Origin of the sequence: Leucobacter sp. MMO-125 (assembly GCF_037148395.1) — a bacterium.
Classification (GTDB): Bacteria; Actinomycetota; Actinomycetes; order Actinomycetales; family Microbacteriaceae; genus Leucobacter.
In genome coordinates this window covers 625,336-644,399 of sequence record NZ_JBBCTL010000002.1, presented here as the reverse complement: position 1 = coordinate 644,399, position 19,064 = coordinate 625,336, and the positions used below count along the sequence as shown (strand labels likewise).

Sequence of the window (19,064 nt, the reverse complement as noted above, 5' to 3'; positions counted from 1 at the left end):
CGAGGGGGACCTCGTGGGAGAGTAGGACACCGCCGGACACCTTTTACAGAGGGTCGTACCGTGAACACCACAGAAGGTGCTCACCGTGCGACCCTCTACCCATTTAAAGACTTGCAATTCGATAGCGCACTTTTCGGGAGGCCTTCCATGAACGAACGACCCCAGCGGGACGAATCCGCGGATCGCGGCCCCCGAAAGCGCAACGACGACCAGCGTCGCGACCACGGGCAACCCCGTGCCGGTGGCTACCGTGACGGTGGTCAGCGCGATGGTGGTCAGCGTCGCGAGGGCGGCCAGCGCCGTGACTTCGGCGATCGCGATGACCGCCGACCCCGCCGAGACGGTGACTTCCGTGATGACCGCCGCCCGCAGCGCAACGGGGATGACCGTGCGCCCCGCCGCGAAGGTGGCTTCCGCAACGATCAGCGCCAGCAGCGCGACGGCGGCGGCTTCCGTGGTGATCGTCGTGATGATCGCTCCGGCGAGCGTCGCGAGTACCAGGGTGGGGGGGAGCGTCGCCCCTACCGTGGTGGCGAAGATGGCCAGGAGCGCCGCTCCCGTCGTGAAGGTGACTTCCGTGATGACCGCCGCCCCCGCCGTGACGGCGATGACCGTCGCGGTGGCGAGCGTGGTGGGTACCAGGGTGGCGGGGACCGTCGCCCCTATCGCGGCGGCGAAGGCGGCTTCCGCGGTGATCGTCGTGATGATCGCTCCGGCGAGCGCGGCGGGTACCAGGGTGGGGGAGAGCGTCGTCCCTCCCGCGATGGTGACTTCCGCGATGATCGGCGCCCGCGCCGTGACGGCGATGACCGTCACGGCGGGTACCAGGGTGGTGGAGACCGTCGCCCCTACCGTGGTGGTGACGGTGGACAGGAGCGCCGCCCCCGTCGTGACGGCGACTTCCGCGATGAACGCCGCCCCCGCCGCGATGGCGACGACCGTGCGCCCCGGCGCGATGGTGACTTCCGGCGTGACGGCGATTCCCGCGGCAACCGCGGCGATCGCCGAGACGGTGGTTTCCGTGGCGACCGCCCGCAGGGGGGTCGCCAGGAGAGCTACGGTCGTGGCGGCACCCGCGGAGGCGGCCGCAGCGACCGCGGCGGCCGTGAGCGCGAGTACACAGAGGCCGAGCGCCTCCAGCACGAGTTGCGGCCCGTGCGCGCGGAGCATCAGGATCCCGTGATCCCCGATGACATTCGGCCCAATGATTTGCACCCGGCGGCTCGCAACGAGCTGAAGACGCTGCAGGCCGATGTGCAGGAGCGCGTCGCCCGCCACCTGGCAATGGTGGCGCTGCTCATCGACGACGACCCCGCGCTCGCGCACCAGCACGCCCTCTCGGCGAGCCGACGTGCAGGGCGCATCCCCGTCGCCCGCGAAACGCTCGCGATCACCGCGTACCGCACCGGAGACTTCGCCCTGGCGCTGCGCGAGCTGCGCACCTACCGCCGCCTGAGCGGGCTCGACGGCCACCTCGCACTGATGGTCGACAGCGAGCGCGGCCTCGGTCGCCCCGAGAAGGCGCTCGAGACCGGCCTCGAAGCCGACACCTCGAAGCTCGACACCGAGCAGCGTGTGCACCTCGCCATCGCGATGTCCGGTGCCCGACTCGACCTCGGACAGACCCAGCAGGCGCTCTTCGAACTTGAGATCCCCGAGCTTAACCCTCAGCGTGCCTTCTCTTGGAGCCCAGAGCTCTTCGGCGCCTACGCTGCGGTTCTCGAAGACCTCGGCCGAGATGAAGAAGCGCGTGAGTGGTACCGCCACGCTGACCGTGCCGCAGGAGCCCTGCAAGACCACCTGGGCTCGCTCGACGAGCTCGAGGTGTTCGAGATCCACGAATCTCATGAGGAGATCGACGCCGCAGACGAAGCTGACGCCGAGGAGCACTTCGAACCCGAAGTGAGCGCAGAAGCAGCAGAGAAGGCCGACGCCGCAGCGCACAGCGACGCGGTAAACGCTGACGCTGACGCTGACGCTGACGGCTCCGATGCGCAGACCGATCACGCGGATGCCGAGCAGAGCGCTTCGCCCACTGAAGATGACATCGCGGCTGAAGTTGCCGAGCTGCTTGCAGAGGCAGGCATCGGCGAAGCCGGCCAGCCGGAGAGCACCGAGGAGCGGTCGTAGTGGCACTGTTCGGGAAGAAGCGCACTCCTCTGGGCGCTGCGCCGATCGAGGGCCGAGAGTTGCTGCTCTCAGACCTCGACGGCGTGGTGTACCGCGGGCCCGGTGCCATTCCCGGTGCCGTCGAACAGCTCAATCTCGCGGCAGAGCACACGCGCCTCGCGTACATCACGAACAACGCTTCCCGCACCGACGTCTCGGTTGCCGAGCACCTGCAGAGCCTCGGCCTGCGGGCCCGCGCCGAAGACGTGGTGACCTCACCCCAGGCCGCAACCGCGCTGCTCGCTAAGACCGTGCCCGCCGGTTCGCGGGTGCTGGTCGTGGGCGGCGACGGCCTCGTCGACGAGCTGCGCAAAGCCGGCTTCGAGGTGACTCGCAGCGCCGACGACGATCCCGCCGCGGTGGTGCAGGGCTTCGCTCCCGAAGTGGGGTGGACGCACCTTGCGGAAGCGGCGTTCGCGCTTGCGGAGCAGCCGGGCCGCGATCCGCTGCCCTGGATCGCCACGAACACCGACTGGACCATCCCCGTGGCCCGCGGGCTCGCACCTGGCAATGGAACGCTGGTTTCGGCAGTGCACACTGCGGTGCAGCGGCTGCCGGTGTTCGCGGGCAAGCCCGAGACGCCGATCTTCGAGGCCGCATTCACCCGCTTCGGCACGCGCAACGCGCTCATGCTGGGTGACAGGCTCGACACCGATATCAAGGGCGCGCGTGCGGCGGGAATCCCCTCATTGCAGGTGCTCACCGGCGTCGACAGGCCGAAGCAGCTCATCGCCGCGTCGCGCGACATGCAGCCCGACTACATCGTGGCCACACTCGCCGAGCTGCACGAGCCCTACCCCACCACCGAGCGGTTGAAAGACGGCACCATGCAGGTGGGGTCTGCCAAAGTGCGCATGGACGGGCACATTGCGCGTGTTGTCGCGGAGGGCGATTCGGCGATCAACTTGCTGCGTGCCGGATGCGCCGCGGTCTGGGGATCCGGCCTCGCAATTTACGGGCTGCAGGTGCCCGAGATCCTCTACGAGGATCACTGGCGCTGAGACCGTGCTGGTGTGCCGGCCCGTCGAGACTTCGACGAGGCCGGCGTGCCCTGTGCGTGAGCGTGTCAGTGGCCGCGGCTAGGCTTGACGCATGGACAGGGAGCCCCACAGCGAAGACGGACTGCTCGGGCGCATCGAAGTGATCGAGGCGCAGCCGTTGGAGCAGCGCGCGTCGAAGTTCGAGCAGCTGCACGACGAGCTTCTCGCAGAACTGCAGCGGGGCGATCATGGCGGCTCTTGAGGCAGGTACCGAGAGTGCGGTGCCCGGCGAGAGCGCTGCGCGAATCGCGAGCGCCCGGGCCGCGGAGGCGGTCTGGCAGGGAGAACCGCAGCGGCTCGACCGCGTGCTGCCGCTGCTGGGTCTCGCACGATCCCGCAGCCAGGCAACCGAGCTGATCGCCGAAGGCAGCGTGCTCCTCGACGGCGCGACCGTCACGAAGGCAAGCGCCAAAGTGAGTGATGGATCGCGGATCGCCGTCGTTGGCGCCGACCACTACGTAAGCCGCGCCGCGCACAAACTCCTCGCAGCGCTCGATGCCTTCGGCGTCGACCCGTCTGGGCGGCTCGCGCTCGATCTCGGCGCCTCGACAGGCGGCTTCACCCAGGTGCTGCTCGAACGCGGCGCGAAGACAGTGCTGGCCATCGACGTGGGGCACGACCAGCTCGTGCCCGAACTGCGCGAGGACCCCCGGGTGCGTCTCGTCGAGGGGCGCAACGCCCGCGAGCTCACCTCGCAGAATCTCGCGGCCGATACCGGCGTGTCCGAGGCGCCGACGCTCGTGGTCGCCGATCTCTCATTCATCTCGCTCACGCTGATCCTTCCGGCAATCGCCCAGTGCGCGGCTCCCGGCGCTGACGTCGTGCTGCTCATCAAGCCGCAGTTCGAGGTGGGCCGGGTTCGCGATGGCGTGGTCACCGATCCGGCGCTCTGGGCCGAGGCGATCCGCACCGTGCTACGCGCCGCCCACGAGCACGGCCTCACCGCCCGCGGCCTGACAGCGTCGCCCCTCTCGGGTGGCTCGGGCAACCGCGAATTCCTGGTGCATTTCGCTGACGACGGCGACGCGCATCCGACAGAATGGGAGGGGCGGATCGCGGAACTCTGCGAAGGTGCCGGAGATGCATCGCCGGCCCGAGCCCGTCCCCGCAACCGAGCGAACGGAGAGCCATGAGCACTGCGCATGCAGCGGGTACGAGGCGCTTTCTCGTCGTCTCCCACACCCATCGAGACGAGGCCGTCGCGGCCACCGTCGCCGCCGTGTCGGCGCTGCGCGCCGCGGGCGCCGAGCCCGTGTTCGATGAGCACGACCGGCAGGAGTTCGCGCCTCACTTGAACGTCGAGACCATCGCAGAACTCGGCCGCGAGGTAAGCATCCACGAGTTGGAGGCCGCCATCGTGCTCGGCGGCGATGGCACGATTCTGCGCGCTGCAGAGCTGCTGCGCGGATCCGAATGCCCCATCGTGGGCGTCAACCTCGGGCACGTCGGCTTTCTCGCCGAGATGGAGAACTACGACCTCGCCGAAACCATCGACCGGGTGCTGCGCCGCGACTATGAGGTCGAGGAGCGCATGACCGTTGATGTGCAGGCCAGCTGCGACGGTGAAGTGATCGCCGAGACCTGGGCGCTCAACGAGGCCTCGGTCGAGAAGCGGCGGCGCATGCTCGAAGTCGAGATCGGTGTCGATGGCCTGCCCGTCTCGAACTTCGCCTGCGACGGCGTCGTGCTCGCCACCCCCACAGGCTCGACGGCCTACGCGTTCTCGGCGGGCGGCCCGGTGGTCTGGCCCACCGTGCAGGCCATGCTGATGGTGCCGATCGCCGCCCACGCGCTTTTCGACCGCCCCCTCGTGACGGGCGTCGACTCCGAGCTGAGCGTGCGCATCCTGCCCGAGAATATCGGCCCCGGTGTCATGTGGTGCGACGGCCGGCGCCGCACCGAGCTGCCGGCAGGCTCCGTGGTGCGCGTGCGCCGATCCACGCACTCGGTGCGGCTGGCCCGGCTCAACGAGGCCGTGTTCTCTGACCGTCTGGTGCGCAAGTTCCACCTCCCTGTGTCGGGCTGGCGCGGCTCTCGCCGCGAGAACGGAGGCGCCGCGTGATCGAAGAGCTGCACATCAGAGACCTCGGTGTGATCGCCGACGCGACCCTGCCGCTCGGGCCCGGATTCACGGCGATCACCGGTGAGACCGGTGCCGGCAAGACCATGGTGGTGAGCGCCCTGGGTTTGCTCATGGGCGAACGCAGCGACGCCGGTGCGGTGCGCAGCGGTGCCTCGCAGGCGCGTGTTGGCGGCATCGTGCGCACCTCCGATGCTGCGGTTGCTGAGATCGTCGACGATCTCGGCGGCGACCTCGAAGACGACGAGCTGGTGCTCAGCCGCACCGTCAGCGCCGAGGGCCGTAGCCGCGCGAGCGTGGGCGGCACGAGCGCTCCGGTGGGCAGTCTGGCGAGACTGGCCGAGCGTCTGTTCGCGGTGCATGGGCAGTCTGAGCAGCTGCGCCTGCGCTCGGCTTCAGCACAGCGCGACACCCTCGACCGCTTCGGGGGCGACCCGCTCGCCCAGACGCTGCGCGAGTACCGCTCGGCGCATCGCGAGCGCCAGGCGCTGAGCGCCCAAGTCTCCGAACTCACGGCGGCCAGAGACGAGCGCGCTGCCGAGGCCGTGCGCCTGCGCACCGAGCTTGAGGAGATCGCCGCGGTCGATCCGCAGGCCGGCGAAGAGCAGGAGCTGGTGCAGCGCATCGACCTGCTGAGCAACGTCGAAGCACTGCGAGCGGCGACATCGACCGCGCACGAGGCGCTCGCGACCGACTCCGACGACCCGATGAGCCGAGACGCGAGCACGCTCGTCGATGAGGCCGTGCGCGAGGTCGAACGCGTCGCCGGTCACGACCATCGTCTCGAAGCCGTGCTCGAGACGCTGCGCAGTGCGAGCTTCCAATTGGCCGACGCCGCCCGCGAGCTCGCCGCCTACGCCGCCGATCTCGACCAGGAGGGACCGGGGGAACTGGCGCAGGCGAATGACAGGCTTGCCGCCCTGAACGGCCTGTTCCGGGCATACGGCACCGACTCGGCCGCCGTTGTGGCGTACGCGGCCGACGCCGCGAGCCGTCTCACCGAGCTCGACGGCGACGACGAGCGCATCGACGAGCTCACGGCGCGCCTCGCGCAGCTCGACGAGCAGGAACGCTCCCTCGCCGCCCGGCTCACCGAGCTGCGCACCGACGCCGCTGAGCGGCTTGCCGCACTCGTCACTGTCGAGCTGCGGCAGCTGGCCCTGCCCGACGCCGAGTTCGTCGTGCGCGTCACCCCCCTCGATGCGCTCGGCGCTTCGGGCGGCGACGAGGTGCAGTTGCTGCTCGCACCGCACCCGGGCGCTCAGCCGAGGCCCATCGCGAAGTCGGCATCCGGGGGCGAACTCTCACGGGTGATGCTCGCGCTCGAGGTTGTTGTCGCCGGGGTCGATCCGGTGCCCACCTTCGTGTTCGATGAGGTCGACGCCGGTGTGGGCGGCGCCGCCGCCATCGAGATCGGCCGCCGCCTTGCGCGTCTCGCACGATCGTCGCAGGTGATCGTGGTGACGCACCTCGCGCAGGTCGCCGCCTTCGCGAACAACCACCTGCAGGTCGTGAAAGACTCCTCGGGCGGATTCACCGAGAGCAGCTGCCGCCGCCTCGACGGCGAAGAGCGCCTTGCAGAGATGGCCCGGCTGCTCTCCGGCCTCAGCGACTCGGGGAGTGCACTCGAGCACGCCGCAGAACTGCTCGCGCTGCGCGAGCAGTGACGGTGGCAGGTGCTACGCTCCAGGCATGGTGAAGTTCTTCAGCCGCCGCTCGCATGATGGCACTGCAAAACCGACGCTGAGCGACGACGCGGCCGCGAAGGCCGAGTACCTCGACACGCACCCTGCTGTGGTGCACGTCGACCTCGAACAGCTCGACTCCGAAACCCGCGAGATGTACCGTGATGCCCGCGAAGCCGCGGTCGACGCTCGCGAGGAGCGAGCCAAATCGCACACGCGGGCCTTCGTGGTGCGCAGTCCGTTCCAGCTCGGCTTCACAGTCACACTCGGTGTGCTCGTTGCGCTCTTGTTCGGGTCGATGGTGGGGCAGCTCAGCACCATCATCATGTACGTGGCTGCTGCGCTCTTCATCGCCCTCGGCCTCGACCCCGTGGTGCGCCGCCTGGAGCAACGCGGCATCAAACGGCCGCTCGGCATCGCCATCGTGTTCGGCAGTTTTGTGCTGGTGATCGGCGTGCTGCTGGGCATCATCATCCCGATGATCGCGAACCAGGTCACCCTGCTCGTGCGCAGCGCCCCGGCGCTGGTGCGAGACCTGAACAACCAGCCCTGGTTCATCGACATCAATCATCGCTTCGGTGATTTCATCGACTTCGACGGCCTGCTGAAGATGGGCCAGAACTTCATCGCCGATCCGCAGAACCTGGCGCAGATGGCGGGTGGTGTGTGGCAGGCCGGTATCGGCATCGCCAACGGCCTCACCGCCGGGCTGATCGTGCTGATCCTCACCCTCTACTTGCTCGCCTCGCTGCGCAGCGTGAAGCGCGCGTTCTACTCCCTCGTGCCTCGTTCGGGGCGCGCGAAGGTGATCGACATCACCGAGCAGGTGACCAAGTCGGTGGGCGGCTACGTCAGCGGCATGGTGGTGCTCGCCTTCACGAACGCGGTGCTCGGTTTCGTCATGATGACCATCGTCGGGGTGCCCTTCGCCGGCCTGGTGGCCGTGGGCGTGTTCTTCCTCGCGCTCATCCCGCTCATCGGCTCGGTGCTGGCCACTGTGCTCGTGTCGGGCGTGGCGCTCTTCGATTCGCCGATGACAGCAATCATCGCCGCCGCGTATTACCTGATCTACATGCAAATCGAGTCGTACCTGCTGACGCCGCGCATCATGAACCGCGTGGTGTCGGTGCCCGGTTCGCTCGTGGTGATCGGCGCGCTCGCCGGCGGCACGCTCCTCGGCCTGCTGGGTGCCCTCATCTCCATTCCTGTCACGGCGATGGTGCTCATGATCATCAAACAGGTGTGGATGCCCAGGCAGGAGCTGCGCTAGCAGTCTTCGAGGTGCCCGTACGCATACCCGCATTCAACTGATAGGATCGAAGCCCGTGGGAACAGAGCAGCGCGCGGACCAGACCGGCATCACCAAGCACATCTTCGTGACCGGGGGTGTTGTCTCCTCTCTCGGTAAAGGGCTGACCGCCGCGAGTCTCGGCAATCTCCTTACGGCGCGCGGGTTGCACGTCGTGATGCAGAAGTTGGATCCGTACCTCAACGTCGATCCCGGCACCATGAACCCCTTCCAGCACGGCGAGGTGTTCGTCACCGACGACGGTGCTGAAACCGACCTCGACATCGGGCACTACGAGCGCTTCCTCGGCATCAATCTGTCGCAGGCCGCGAACGTCACCACCGGCCAGATCTACTCGACCGTCATCGCCAAGGAGCGTCGCGGCGAATACCTCGGCGACACCGTGCAGGTGATCCCGCACATCACCAACGAGATCAAGCGCCGCATGCGGTTGCAGTCAGAAGAAGACCCCCGCCCCGACGTGATCATCACCGAGGTGGGCGGCACGGTCGGCGATATTGAGTCGCAGCCGTTCCTCGAGTCGGCGCGCCAGGTGCGCCACGAGTTGGGCCGCAAGAACGTGTTCTTCGTGCACGTCTCGCTCGTCCCCTTCATGGGTGCCTCGGGTGAGCAGAAGACGAAGCCCACCCAGCACTCGGTCGCCGCGCTGCGCTCCATCGGCATTCAGCCCGACGCGCTCGTGCTGCGCAGCGACCGCCCTGTCACCGACGACAACCTGCGCAAGATCGCCCTCATGTGCGATGTCGACGAAGACGCCGTGGTCAACGCCATCGACGTGCCCAGCATCTATGACCTGCCCCGACTGCTCAACGACCAGGGGCTCGACCAGACCATCGTCGAGCACCTCGGTCTCACCGAGCGCGCCACCGACGTCGACTGGACCGGCTGGCAGCCCGTGCTCGACGCCGTGCATCAGCCCAAGGGCGAGGTCACGCTCGCACTCGTGGGCAAGTACATCGACCTGCCCGACGCCTACCTCTCGGTGACCGAGGCGCTTCGGGCTGGCGGTTTCGCGCACTCCACGAAGGTCAACCTCAAGTGGGTGCCCTCCGACAACTGCGAAACCCCCGAAGGGGCGCGCGAAGCGCTCGGCGACGTCGACGGCATCTGCGTGCCCGGCGGCTTCGGCATCCGCGGTATCGAAGGCAAGCTCGGCGCGCTGCGCTTCGCCCGCGAGAACGGCATCCCCACGCTCGGCCTGTGCCTCGGCCTGCAGTGCATGGTGATCGAGTACGCCCGCAACGTGACCGGCCTCGAGGGCGCCTCCTCAACGGAGTTCGACCCCGAGACCCCCGTGCCGGTCATCGCGACGATGGCCGAGCAGGTCGACATCATCGACGGCGGCGACCTCGGCGGCACGATGCGCCTCGGCCTCTACGAGGCTGCGCTCGCCGAAGGCTCCCTCGCGGCAGAGCTCTACGGTGCGCCCAGCGCGAGCGAGCGCCACCGCCACCGCTACGAGGTGAGCAACCGTTACCGCGACCAGATCGCCCAGTCGGGCCTCTCGTTCTCGGGCACCAGCCCTGACGGCGCACTCGTCGAATACGTCGAGCTGCCCCGCGAGGTGCACCCCTTCTACATCGCCACCCAGGCGCACCCTGAGCTGAAGTCGCGCCCCGGCACCCCGCACCCGCTGTTCGCGGGCCTGGTGGGGGCGGCAATCGACCGCCGCGATGCCGCACAGCTGTTCGAGGTCGAAGAGACCGAGTAGTTCACGTGGTCGGTGAGGACAGCGCGGCGGCGTGGGCCGCCAGAAACGATGGCGGATCCGCACCCCTCGCCGACCAGCCAGCCCAGGTGCGTGTGCTCGACAGCGACCTGCTCGTGCAGGGGCGCGTGTGGGATGTGCGCCGCGACCGCTTCGAGTTCGGCGGTGAAGTGCTCACCCGTGATTACCTCGATCACACCGGGGCCGTTGCTGTGGTCGCGCTCGACGCCGACGACAGGATGCTGCTGATTCAGCAGTACCGCCACCCGATTGCGCACCGAGACTGGGAGATTCCCGCCGGTCTCATGGACGCCCCCGGCGAAGCAGGGCTGCGCGCCGCGCAGCGCGAACTCGCCGAAGAGGCCGATGTGCAGGCAGCCCGCTGGGATCTGCTGCTCGACGTCTACCTCTCGCCGGGCGGCACGAGCGAGGCCATGCGCATCTTCCTCGCGAGAGACCTGTCAGTGGTTGAGCATGACTACGTGCGCGGCGAAGAAGAAGCCGAACTCGTGCCCCGTTGGGTGCCGCTCGACGATGTGGTGGCGGCCGCGCTTGCCGGGCGGGTGCAGAACGCCGTCACCGTCAGCGCTGCGCTCGCGGCCTGGGCCTCTCGCGCGGGCGACTGGGCGACGCTGCGCGACCCCGAGCTGCCCTGGACTGCCCGCGAGGCCGCGCGAGGCGCGCGCTCACGCTGATGGGCGTCACCGCGCAGCAGGGCGCAGAACGGTTTCTGCGCCACGTCACCCTCGAACGTGGGCTCTCTGCCAATAGCCTCGCCGCATACCGTCGCGACCTCGCCGCCTACGCAGCCTGGCTCGAACAGCACGGCATCGACGACCTCGCCCAGGTCACCCCCGATACGCTGTCGGCCTACGTCGCCGAACTCAACGGGGGTGGCGTTGCTGAGCCGGGCACGGGTCCGGGGCCGGCGGGCGCTGCCGGCGGCCAGGCCGCGGCAGGCACGGGATGCGGATCCGGATCCGCCACCGAGAACACCGCCGCCGCGACCCGCGTGCCCACCCCTCTCGCCCCCGCTTCGATCACCCGCAGGCTCTCCACTGTGCGCGGCATGCACCGCTTCCTCTTCGAAGAAGGCCTGCTCGAAAGCCACGCAGGCAGTGGCGTGCGCACCCCGAAACGCGCCCTGCGTCTGCCCAAAGCACTGCCCGTAGCCGACGTCGAAGCGCTGCTCGCCGCGGCCGGCGGCGGAGAAGACGCCGCAGCAGACGCCCCCGTCGCCCTGCGAGATCGCGCACTGCTCGAACTGCTCTACGCGAGCGGTGCGCGAGTGAGCGAGATCACCGCGCTCGACATCGACGACCTGCTCGCCGCCCCAGGGAACGGCGACGCATGGGGTGACCCCGAGCGCGCGCTCGGCGAAGGCGGGTTTCTGCGCGTCACCGGCAAAGGATCGAAGCAGCGCATCGTGCCCTACGGCAGTTACGCCGGGAAGGCGCTTGCCGCCTACCTCGTGCGCGCCCGGCCTGCGATGGCCGCGAACGGTGCCGGCACTCCGGCGCTCTTTGTGGGACCGCGCGGCGGCAGGCTGTCACGGCAAAGCGCCTGGCTGGTGATCCGCGCCGCCGCCGAACGCGCAGGCATCACAGCCGAAGTGTCACCGCACACTCTGCGGCACTCCTTCGCAACCCACCTGCTCGCCGGCGGCGCCGATGTGCGCACCGTGCAGGAGCTGCTCGGACACGCCTCCGTCAGCACCACGCAGATCTACACGCAGGTCACCGCAGACACGCTGCGAGAGCACTACCTCATGTCGCATCCGCGAGCGCGGTGAGTCGCAGCCCATCGCGCGATAGGATGGAGCGTTAGCGAGCACGAGAGAGGGGCCGGGTATGGCGAACACGCTGTTTGAGCTGGGACCGACCGGCCGCCCCGAGCGCGTGATCCCCCCGCCCCCGAAGCTCGACAGGCACGGGCCGGCGCGCATCATCGCGATGTGCAACCAAAAGGGCGGCGTCGGCAAAACCACCAGCACGATCAACCTCGCCGCAGCGCTCGCGCGCTACGGCCGTCGCGTGCTCGCCGTCGACTTCGACCCCCAGGGCGCCCTCTCGGCTGGGCTCGGCGTGCCCGCGCATGACGTGCCCACGATCTACGATCTGATGCTCGGCAAGGAGCGTGATCCGCGGGAGGTCATTCAGCGCACCGACACCGCGGGCCTCGACGTGATTCCCGCCAATATCGACCTCTCAGCAGCAGAGGTGCACCTCGTTACCGAGGTGGCCCGCGAGCAGATCCTCGCCGGCGTGCTGCGCAAAGTGGCCGACGACTACGACGTCATCCTCATCGACTGCCAGCCCTCGCTGGGGCTGCTCACCGTCAACGCGCTCACCGCCAGCCACGGCGTGCTGATCCCGCTCGCCTGCGAGTACTTCGCGCTGCGCGGTGTCGCACTGCTCGTGGAAACCGTCGACAAGGTGAAGGATCGCCTCAACCCGGCACTCGAACTCGATGGCATTCTCGCCACCATGTACGACGCCCGCACCCTGCATGCGCGCGAGGTGCTTGAGCGGGTGGTCGACACCTTCGGCGACAAAGTCTTCGACACCGTCATCGGTCGCACCGTGAAGCTGCCCGACGCACAGATCGCGGCGAAGCCGATCCTTGACTACGCGCCGGCCAACGCTGCTTCGGAGGCATACCTCAAACTCGCCCGCGAGCTCGTGCAGCGGGGCGTCGTCGCCTGAGTGCCGCTATGACCGTGTCTGCAGGCGAGCACAGATCGAGCGAAGCCGCGGCCAGTGCCGACGAGGGCGGCTTCCGTGTCAGCCTCGAAGTGTTCGACGGCCCCTTCGACCTGCTTCTCAATCTCATCGGCAAGCACGAACTCGACATCACCGAGGTGTCGCTCAGCCTCGTCACCGACGAGTTCATCGCCTACCTGGCCTCCTTCGAAGGGCAGGGGCTCGTCGAACTCGACCGTGCCTCAGAGTTTCTCGTGGTCGCCGCCACACTGCTCGATCTGAAGATCGCGAGCCTGCTGCCGCAGGGCGAAGCCGTCGACGCAGAAGATATTGCGCTGCTCGAAGCGCGCGACCTGCTCTTCGCCCGCCTGCTGCAATACCGGGCGTTCAAGCAGGCCAGCGCCTGGTTTCAGGCTCGCCTCGACGCCGAGAACGCCAGGCATCCGCGCCTTGTGCCGCTCGACCCCAAATATCGTGAGCGCACCCCCGAACTCGCATGGGCGCTGTCTGCCGCCGACTTCGCCGCGATCGCCACACTCGCCTTCGCACCCCGCGAGATCCCTACGGTCGGGCTCGACCACCTGCACGCCCCGCTCGTGTCGATCCGCGAACAGGCCGCCGTCGTGGTGGCAATGCTGCGCCCAGCAGCTGGGCGCGGCGGGGCGCGATCGTTCCGCGAACTCATTGCGGGAGTCGACGCGGTGGGGGAGCGCGGAGTGATCGTGGCACGATTTCTCGCGATCCTCGAACTGTATCGGCGAGCCGCCGTGACCTTCGAGCAAGCCGAACCGCTGGGAGAACTGTACGTGCAGTGGACCGGCGAGTACTGGTCGGACGACGAACTGGCTACTCTGGGGAGCGACTATGACTGAGCATGAGGAGACGGCGCAGGGATCGTCGGAGGCGCCGACTGCGACTCCGGAGCCCAACACCGAAGCGGCAAGCGGCCAGAGCTCGGCTGACGCCGAACTCGCGCGCGCCCGTGAGACCCACACCCTCGCGCAGCAACTGGAAGCCCTGCTGATCGTGGCCGACGAGCCGCTGAGCGTCGTCGCACTCGCGACGGCAACCGACAGGCCGCTGCGCGAAGTGAAGGCCGCACTGGCCGGACTCATCGCCGAGTACGATGGCGCGCTCGCCGCGCCCGGATCCGCCGCCTCTGATGCCTCAGCCACCGCGGCCGCAGCCTCCCCCCGCGGCTTCGAACTGCGCGAGGTCGCTGGCGGCTACCGCTTCTACGTGCGCGAAAGTCTCGACCCCGTGGTGGCCGACTTCGTGCAGCAGCAGACCCCTGCGAAGCTGTCGCAGGCCGCACTCGAAACGCTCGCCGTGGTCGCCTACCGCCAGCCGATCTCGCGCGGTGCGATCGCGTCGATTCGCGCCGTCAACGTCGACTCGGTGGTGCGTACGCTGCTCGCGCGCGGGCTCATCACCGAGGTGGGGCAAGACCCCGAAACCACGGCCACCCTCTACGGCACTTCCGAGGCCCTGCTACGGCACCTCGGCATCGACGACATCTCCGAGCTGCCGCCTATCGCGCCGCTGCTCGACGACCCTGCGGAAGGATTCGAGCATGAATCGCTCTGAACAAGAACCGGGCGGGCCCGGCGGGCAGTTCGAGGTCGACGGCCAGGCCGTCGAGATCGACATGGCCGAGTGGGGCTGGGATCGTCCCGTCTCGGGCGAGAGCCGCGAAGCGCGGCCCGAGGACGACGGCCGGGTGCGCTTGCAGAAGGCGCTCGCGCACGCGGGCGTCGCATCGCGGCGCGCCTGCGAAACGCTCATCACCAGCGGTCGCGTGACCGTGAACGGTGAGGTGCAGCGCGAACTGGGTAGCCGTATCGACCCCGAGAACGACGATGTGCGCGTCGATGGCGTGGTGGTGCAGCTCGACGTCTCGAAGCGCTACTTCGTGCTCAACAAGCCGCGAGGCGTGGTCTCCACGATGCGCGATGAGAGCGGCCGGCCGGATCTGCGCGAGTTCGCCGATCAGGTTGACGACCGCCTCTACAACGTGGGCCGCCTCGACACCGACACCAGCGGGCTGCTGATCCTCACGAACGACGGCGAGCTCGCGCACCGTCTCGCCCACCCGAGCTTTGGCGTGCAGAAGACCTACATCGCGAAGGTGCGCGGGCGGGTGACCGCTGCCGTGATTCAGCGCCTCAAAGACGGCGTGCAGCTCGCAGACGGCCCCATCCACGCCGACCGCGCGAAGCTGCTGCCCGACGGCTCGACCCGTTCGCACTCCCTCGTCGAGGTGACCCTGCACTCCGGTCGCAACCGCATTGTGCGGCGCATGCTCGCCGAAGTGGGCCATCCCGTCGAAGAGCTCGTGCGACGCCAGTTCGGCCCGCTGCACCTCGGCACGCTGCGCGCGGGCGAGATGCGCGAGCTGTCGGCTGCCGAGCGCGGCGCGCTGCTGTCGGCGGCAGAAGACGGCGGAAGCGACGCTGATCGCGGTGACGGCCCTGAGGATGGCGGCGGATCGCGCGGTGGCGGATCGCGTGGCGGCGACCGCAGGGCGCGTGGCGCGGCGACGGGCGGGCGACCGGGTGACGGCGCCGGAGCGAGAGGCATGCGCGGTGTGGCGGCCAAGGGCAACCCGCACAACCGTCGCGGCGCGCAGGGTGTGAGCGGGCGCGGGGCGAAGGCTGGCGGCGGCTCGGGCGCTGGGGGCGCCGGGGGTGCCGGTGGTGCTGCGGGCGCTGACGCCCGCGGGAAGCGTGGCGGATCAGGGTCCGGCAGAAAAGTCAGTGGTCGCCCGCAGACTGGAAAACCACCGCGAGGCGGATCCGCCCAGCCGGGCCGCGCCAGTGGCGGCCCGCGAAAGCAGGGGCCACGCGGCGGCGGAAAGGGAGGTGCACGATGAACGAATTGCAGGCGCGCACGCGCGGGACCGTGCACATCATCGGAGCCGGGCTGCTCGGTGCGAGCGTGGGGCTCGGTTTGCGTGAACACGGCGTCGACGTCACCCTTGAAGATCTGTCGCCCACCACGGTCGCGCTCGCCGCAGACTACGGAGCCGGGCGAGTGCGCACCGCCGAAGATCAGGCCCCCGCGCTCGTGGTCGTCGCGACGCCTCCCGACGTCACTGCCGACGTCGTCGAGCGCGCTCTCGCTGAATACCCGAGCTCCGTGGTCACCGACGTCGCGAGCGTCAAGCTGGCGCCGTTCCTCGAGCTCACGCGCCGTGGCATCGATCTCACCAACTACGTCGGCTCGCACCCCATGGCCGGGCGCGAACGCGGCGGCGCGATCATGGCTCGCGCCGATCTCTTCACCGCCCGCCCCTGGGTGGTGTGCCGCGACCGCGACACCCCTGCCGAAGCACTCGCGCTCGTCGAAGCGGTCGCACTCGATCTCGGCGCAGTGCTCATCGAAATGACGCCGGAAGAGCACGACCGCTCCGTGGGCCTCGTCTCCCATCTGCCGCAGGTGATGTCGAGCCTGCTCGCAGCGCGCCTGGTGCCGGCAACCGAACAAGCGATCGGCCTGGCAGGGGCGGGGCTGCGCGACACCACCCGCATCGCATCGAGCGACCCCGAGCTGTGGGTGCAGATTCTGGGCGCAAACCGCGAGCCGGTGGTCGAACTGCTCGACGCGCTCGCCGCCGACATCTCCTCCTTCACCCAGGCACTGCGCGACCCCGCCCAGGCGGGCGCGAAGCGGCGCATCGCCGACCTGCTCGCGGCCGGCAATCGAGGCGTGGCGCGCATCCCCGGCAAGCACGGATCGTCCGAGCGCTTCACCACACTCACCGTGCTGGTCGACGACAGGCCCGGGCAGATCGCGCGCCTGCTCACCGAACTCGGAGAACTGGGCATTAACATGGAAGACTTGCGCCTTGAGCATTCGCCGGGCGCGCAGATCGGGTTCGCAGAGATCGCGGTGCTGCCTGAGGTAGCCGAACGAGCGATCGAGGGGCTCGCCGAACGCGGATGGAGGACGCTGTGAACAACGCTGCGATGCACGCCAACACTGTGCCTGCGCCCCTGCTGGTCGCGATCGACGGCCCCGCGGGCAGCGGCAAGTCGAGCGTGTCACGCGCTGCGGCCGACAGCCTCGGATTCGGCATCCTCGACACCGGTGCGGCCTACCGCTCGCTTGCGTGGGCGGCACTCCACTCAGGCATCGACCTCGACGATGAAGCCGCGGTGCTCGCGCTGCTGGCCGGCTGGGGATTCACCATCACCCTGCGCGGTGAGCAGTGGGTCACCGTGGCGCTGCCTGCGGCCGAGGGCGGCACAGGAGAGCCCATCGACGTCACCGCCGAGATCCGCGACCCCGCAGTGAGCGGTCAGGTGAGCCGCGTCTCGAAGCACCCCGCCGTGCGCGAGCAACTCAACGAGATGTTCCGGCGCATCGTCGCACAGTCGGGGCTGCCCGGTGTGGTGATCGAGGGGCGTGACATCACCACCGTCGTCGCCCCGGAAGCGCCGGTGCGCATTCTCATGACAGCCTCGCCGGAGGTGCGCGCTCAGCGCCGAGCCGGTGAACTGGCCGGTATGTCGCACGAGCAGGTGCTCGCCGACATCATCGCCCGCGACGCGAAAGACGCGCTCGTGGTCGACTTCTTCACCCCCGCACCGGGGGTGACGCTCGTAGACACGAGCGACCTTAACTTCGAGCAGTCGGTGCAGGCTGTGGTCGATATCGTACGAGCGGCGCCGAGTGCCGCAGAAGAGAGCAAGCAATGAACGAGCAGATTCCCGGCGCGGCAGCCGAACCAGGCGAGACCGAGGTGTTCGACGCCTCCGCCATCTCAGAAGACGAGATCATCGTCGGCGACGACTTCGACGTTGACGTCACCGACGAGGAGCGCCTGCGCGCGATGCGCTCGAACCTCGACGGCTTCGACCTCGAGGACGACGACCTCGCAATCATCAGTGACGACGGCGAGTTTCTCGGATTCTCCGAACCGCTCGCCGAAGCCCTGCCCGTCGTTGCGATCGTGGGTCGCCCCAACGTGGGCAAGTCGGCGCTCGTCAACCGCATCCTCGGACGCCGTGAAGCCGTTGTCGAAGACGTGCCCGGCGTGACCCGCGACCGCGTCAGCTACTCCGCCGAGTGGCTCGACACTCGTTTCACGCTCGTCGACACCGGCGGCTGGGAGCCTGACGCCCGTGGCATCGACGCCTCCGTTGCACTGCAGGCCGAGGTGGCCATCGAACTCTGCGACGTGGTGATGTTCGTTGTCGATTCGCGCGTGGGGCCCACCGCAACCGACGAGCGCGTGGTGCAGCTGCTGCGTCGCACCAATAAGCCCGTCTTCCTGGTCGCCAACAAGGTCGACGACGCAGTGCTCGAGCCCGAGGTGGCACAGCTGTGGTCGCTCGGTCTGGGCGAGCCGCACCCTGTCTCCGCCTTGCACGGGCGCGGTGTGGCCGATCTGCTTGACCTCATCGTCGAGGCGCTGCCCGAAGAGTCGGCTGTGGCGCAGCCGAAGCTTGCTGGCCCCCGTCGCGTCGCGCTGCTCGGCCGCCCCAATGTGGGCAAGTCGAGCCTGCTGAACAAGGCTGCCGGCGAAGAGCGCGTGGTGGTCAACGAGCTTTCGGGCACCACCCGCGACCCCGTTGACGAGCAGGTGGAGATCGCCGGTCGCGTCTGGACCTTCGTCGACACGGCGGGTATCCGCCGTCGCGTGCACCTGCAGAAGGGTGCAGACTTCTACGCCTCGCTGCGCACCGCAGCCGCGCTTGAGAAGGCCGAGGTTGCGGTCGTGCTCATCGACGTGACCCAGGAGATCAGCGACCAAGATCTGCGCATCATCGACCTCGTGCTCGAGTCGGGCCGCGCGCTCGTGCTCGCGTTCAACAAGTGGGATCTGCTCGACGACGATCGCCGCCGCTACCTGGAGCGCGAGATCGAGCAGGATCTTGCGCACGTCGATTGGGCGCCCCGCGTCAACATCTCGGCCCGCACCGGGCGGCACCTCGAAAAGCTGGTGCCGGCGCTCGAAGCGGCGCTTGAGTCGTGGGATACCCGCATCCCCACCGCCAAGTTCAACGCCTTCGTCGCCGAACTCGTGCAGGAGCACCCGCACCCGTTGCGCGGGGGCAAGCAGCCGCGCATCCTCTTCGGCACGCAGGTGCAGAACCGCCCGCCCACATTTGTGCTGTTCACCTCGGGCTTCCTCGACCCCGGCTACCGTCGCTTCATCCAGCGCCGTCTGCGTGAGCGCTACGGCTTCGAAGGCACGCCCATCGTGCTCAACATGCGCATCCGCGAGCGTCGCCAACGCCGCTAAGCGCGTATACACGTCGCCCCGAGGTAGCCAGGCTGCCTCGGGGCGACGTGTCGTTTCAGGGTGCGGGGGCCGCGGCTCCGTAGCCATCGAGTGCGCGGTGTTCCTGCTCAAGCAGGCTTGG

17 protein-coding genes and 1 pseudogene are annotated in these 19,064 nt (G+C 68.8%); 17 read left to right on the top strand and 1 reads right to left on the bottom strand.

All coding sequences use genetic code 11. From position 1 onward, the window contains the following. A partial coding sequence (locus WFI54_RS07685) for a hypothetical protein (protein ID WP_336652194.1) occupies positions 1–1,170 on the bottom strand: 1,170 nt, incomplete at its 3' end. 9 nt (positions 1,171–1,179) lie between these two features. On the opposite strand from WFI54_RS07685, the gene WFI54_RS07680 reads away from it, so the two are divergent. The 17 genes and pseudogenes from WFI54_RS07680 to der all read left to right on the top strand — a co-directional run bounded on the left by WFI54_RS07680 (position 1,180) and on the right by der (position 18,943). Next, entirely contained in the window at positions 1,180–2,130 is a 951-nt protein-coding gene (locus WFI54_RS07680; protein WP_336652193.1) for a hypothetical protein, read from the top strand. Beyond that, positions 2,130–3,170 carry an HAD-IIA family hydrolase gene (locus WFI54_RS07675; protein WP_336652192.1) on the top strand — a complete coding sequence of 347 codons (1,041 nt, stop codon included), beginning with the start codon at positions 2,130–2,132 and terminating at the stop codon, positions 3,168–3,170. The genes WFI54_RS07680 and WFI54_RS07675 overlap by 1 nt, the downstream gene beginning before the upstream one ends. A gap of 91 nt (positions 3,171–3,261) precedes the next feature. Beyond that, positions 3,262–3,411, top strand: a complete 150-nt coding sequence (locus tag WFI54_RS07670; RefSeq protein WP_336652191.1) for a hypothetical protein — start codon at positions 3,262–3,264, stop codon at positions 3,409–3,411. Beyond that, the gene (locus WFI54_RS07665; RefSeq protein ID WP_336652190.1) at positions 3,398–4,342 is read left to right on the top strand and encodes a TlyA family RNA methyltransferase; all 945 of its coding nucleotides are present in this window, start codon (positions 3,398–3,400) and stop codon (positions 4,340–4,342) included. The genes WFI54_RS07670 and WFI54_RS07665 overlap by 14 nt, the downstream gene beginning before the upstream one ends. After that, the gene (locus WFI54_RS07660) at positions 4,339–5,271 is read left to right on the top strand and encodes an NAD kinase (RefSeq protein ID WP_336652189.1); all 933 of its coding nucleotides are present in this window, start codon (positions 4,339–4,341) and stop codon (positions 5,269–5,271) included. Before WFI54_RS07665 ends, WFI54_RS07660 begins: the two co-directional genes overlap by 4 nt. Further along, positions 5,268–6,956, top strand: coding sequence for a DNA repair protein RecN (recN, locus tag WFI54_RS07655; RefSeq protein WP_336652188.1), 1,689 nt, complete (start codon positions 5,268–5,270; stop codon positions 6,954–6,956). Before WFI54_RS07660 ends, recN begins: the two co-directional genes overlap by 4 nt. Before the next feature lie 25 nt (positions 6,957–6,981). Next, positions 6,982–8,244, top strand: a complete 1,263-nt coding sequence (locus WFI54_RS07650; RefSeq protein ID WP_336652187.1) for an AI-2E family transporter — start codon at positions 6,982–6,984, stop codon at positions 8,242–8,244. Between the two features lie 55 nt (positions 8,245–8,299). After that, positions 8,300–9,994: a CTP synthase gene (locus tag WFI54_RS07645; RefSeq protein WP_336652186.1), complete on the top strand. Its 1,695-nt coding sequence runs from the start codon at positions 8,300–8,302 to the stop codon at positions 9,992–9,994. A 5-nt stretch (positions 9,995–9,999) separates the two neighbouring features. Next, positions 10,000–10,686 carry an NUDIX hydrolase gene (locus WFI54_RS07640; protein ID WP_336652185.1) on the top strand — a complete coding sequence of 229 codons (687 nt, stop codon included), beginning with the start codon at positions 10,000–10,002 and terminating at the stop codon, positions 10,684–10,686. Then, entirely contained in the window at positions 10,686–11,783 is a 1,098-nt protein-coding gene (locus WFI54_RS07635) for a site-specific tyrosine recombinase XerD (RefSeq protein ID WP_336652184.1), read from the top strand. Before WFI54_RS07640 ends, WFI54_RS07635 begins: the two co-directional genes overlap by 1 nt. Positions 11,784–11,841: 58 nt before the next feature. Further along, positions 11,842–12,696 (top strand): ParA family protein, encoded by an 855-nt coding sequence (locus tag WFI54_RS07630; RefSeq protein WP_336652183.1) that lies wholly within the window; start codon positions 11,842–11,844, stop codon positions 12,694–12,696. 8 nt (positions 12,697–12,704) lie between these two features. Then, positions 12,705–13,565, top strand: coding sequence for a segregation and condensation protein A (locus WFI54_RS07625; protein WP_336652182.1), 861 nt, complete (start codon positions 12,705–12,707; stop codon positions 13,563–13,565). After that, positions 13,558–14,280, top strand: a complete 723-nt coding sequence (scpB, locus tag WFI54_RS07620; RefSeq protein WP_336652181.1) for an SMC-Scp complex subunit ScpB — start codon at positions 13,558–13,560, stop codon at positions 14,278–14,280. Before WFI54_RS07625 ends, scpB begins: the two co-directional genes overlap by 8 nt. A 61-nt stretch (positions 14,281–14,341) precedes the next feature. Continuing rightward, a pseudogene (locus tag WFI54_RS07615) lies at positions 14,342–15,133 on the top strand (pseudouridine synthase); the annotation flags it as partial. A 428-nt stretch (positions 15,134–15,561) separates the two neighbouring features. Then, a complete protein-coding gene (locus WFI54_RS07610; RefSeq protein WP_336652180.1) occupies positions 15,562–16,650 on the top strand; it encodes a prephenate dehydrogenase in 1,089 nt (362 codons plus the stop codon). Then, the gene (cmk, locus tag WFI54_RS07605) at positions 16,635–17,393 is read left to right on the top strand and encodes a (d)CMP kinase (protein WP_442918648.1); all 759 of its coding nucleotides are present in this window, start codon (positions 16,635–16,637) and stop codon (positions 17,391–17,393) included. The genes WFI54_RS07610 and cmk overlap by 16 nt, the downstream gene beginning before the upstream one ends. Then, the gene (gene der, locus WFI54_RS07600; RefSeq protein ID WP_336652179.1) at positions 17,390–18,943 is read left to right on the top strand and encodes a ribosome biogenesis GTPase Der; all 1,554 of its coding nucleotides are present in this window, start codon (positions 17,390–17,392) and stop codon (positions 18,941–18,943) included. The genes cmk and der overlap by 4 nt, the downstream gene beginning before the upstream one ends. The last annotated feature ends 121 nt before the right edge of the window (positions 18,944–19,064 follow it).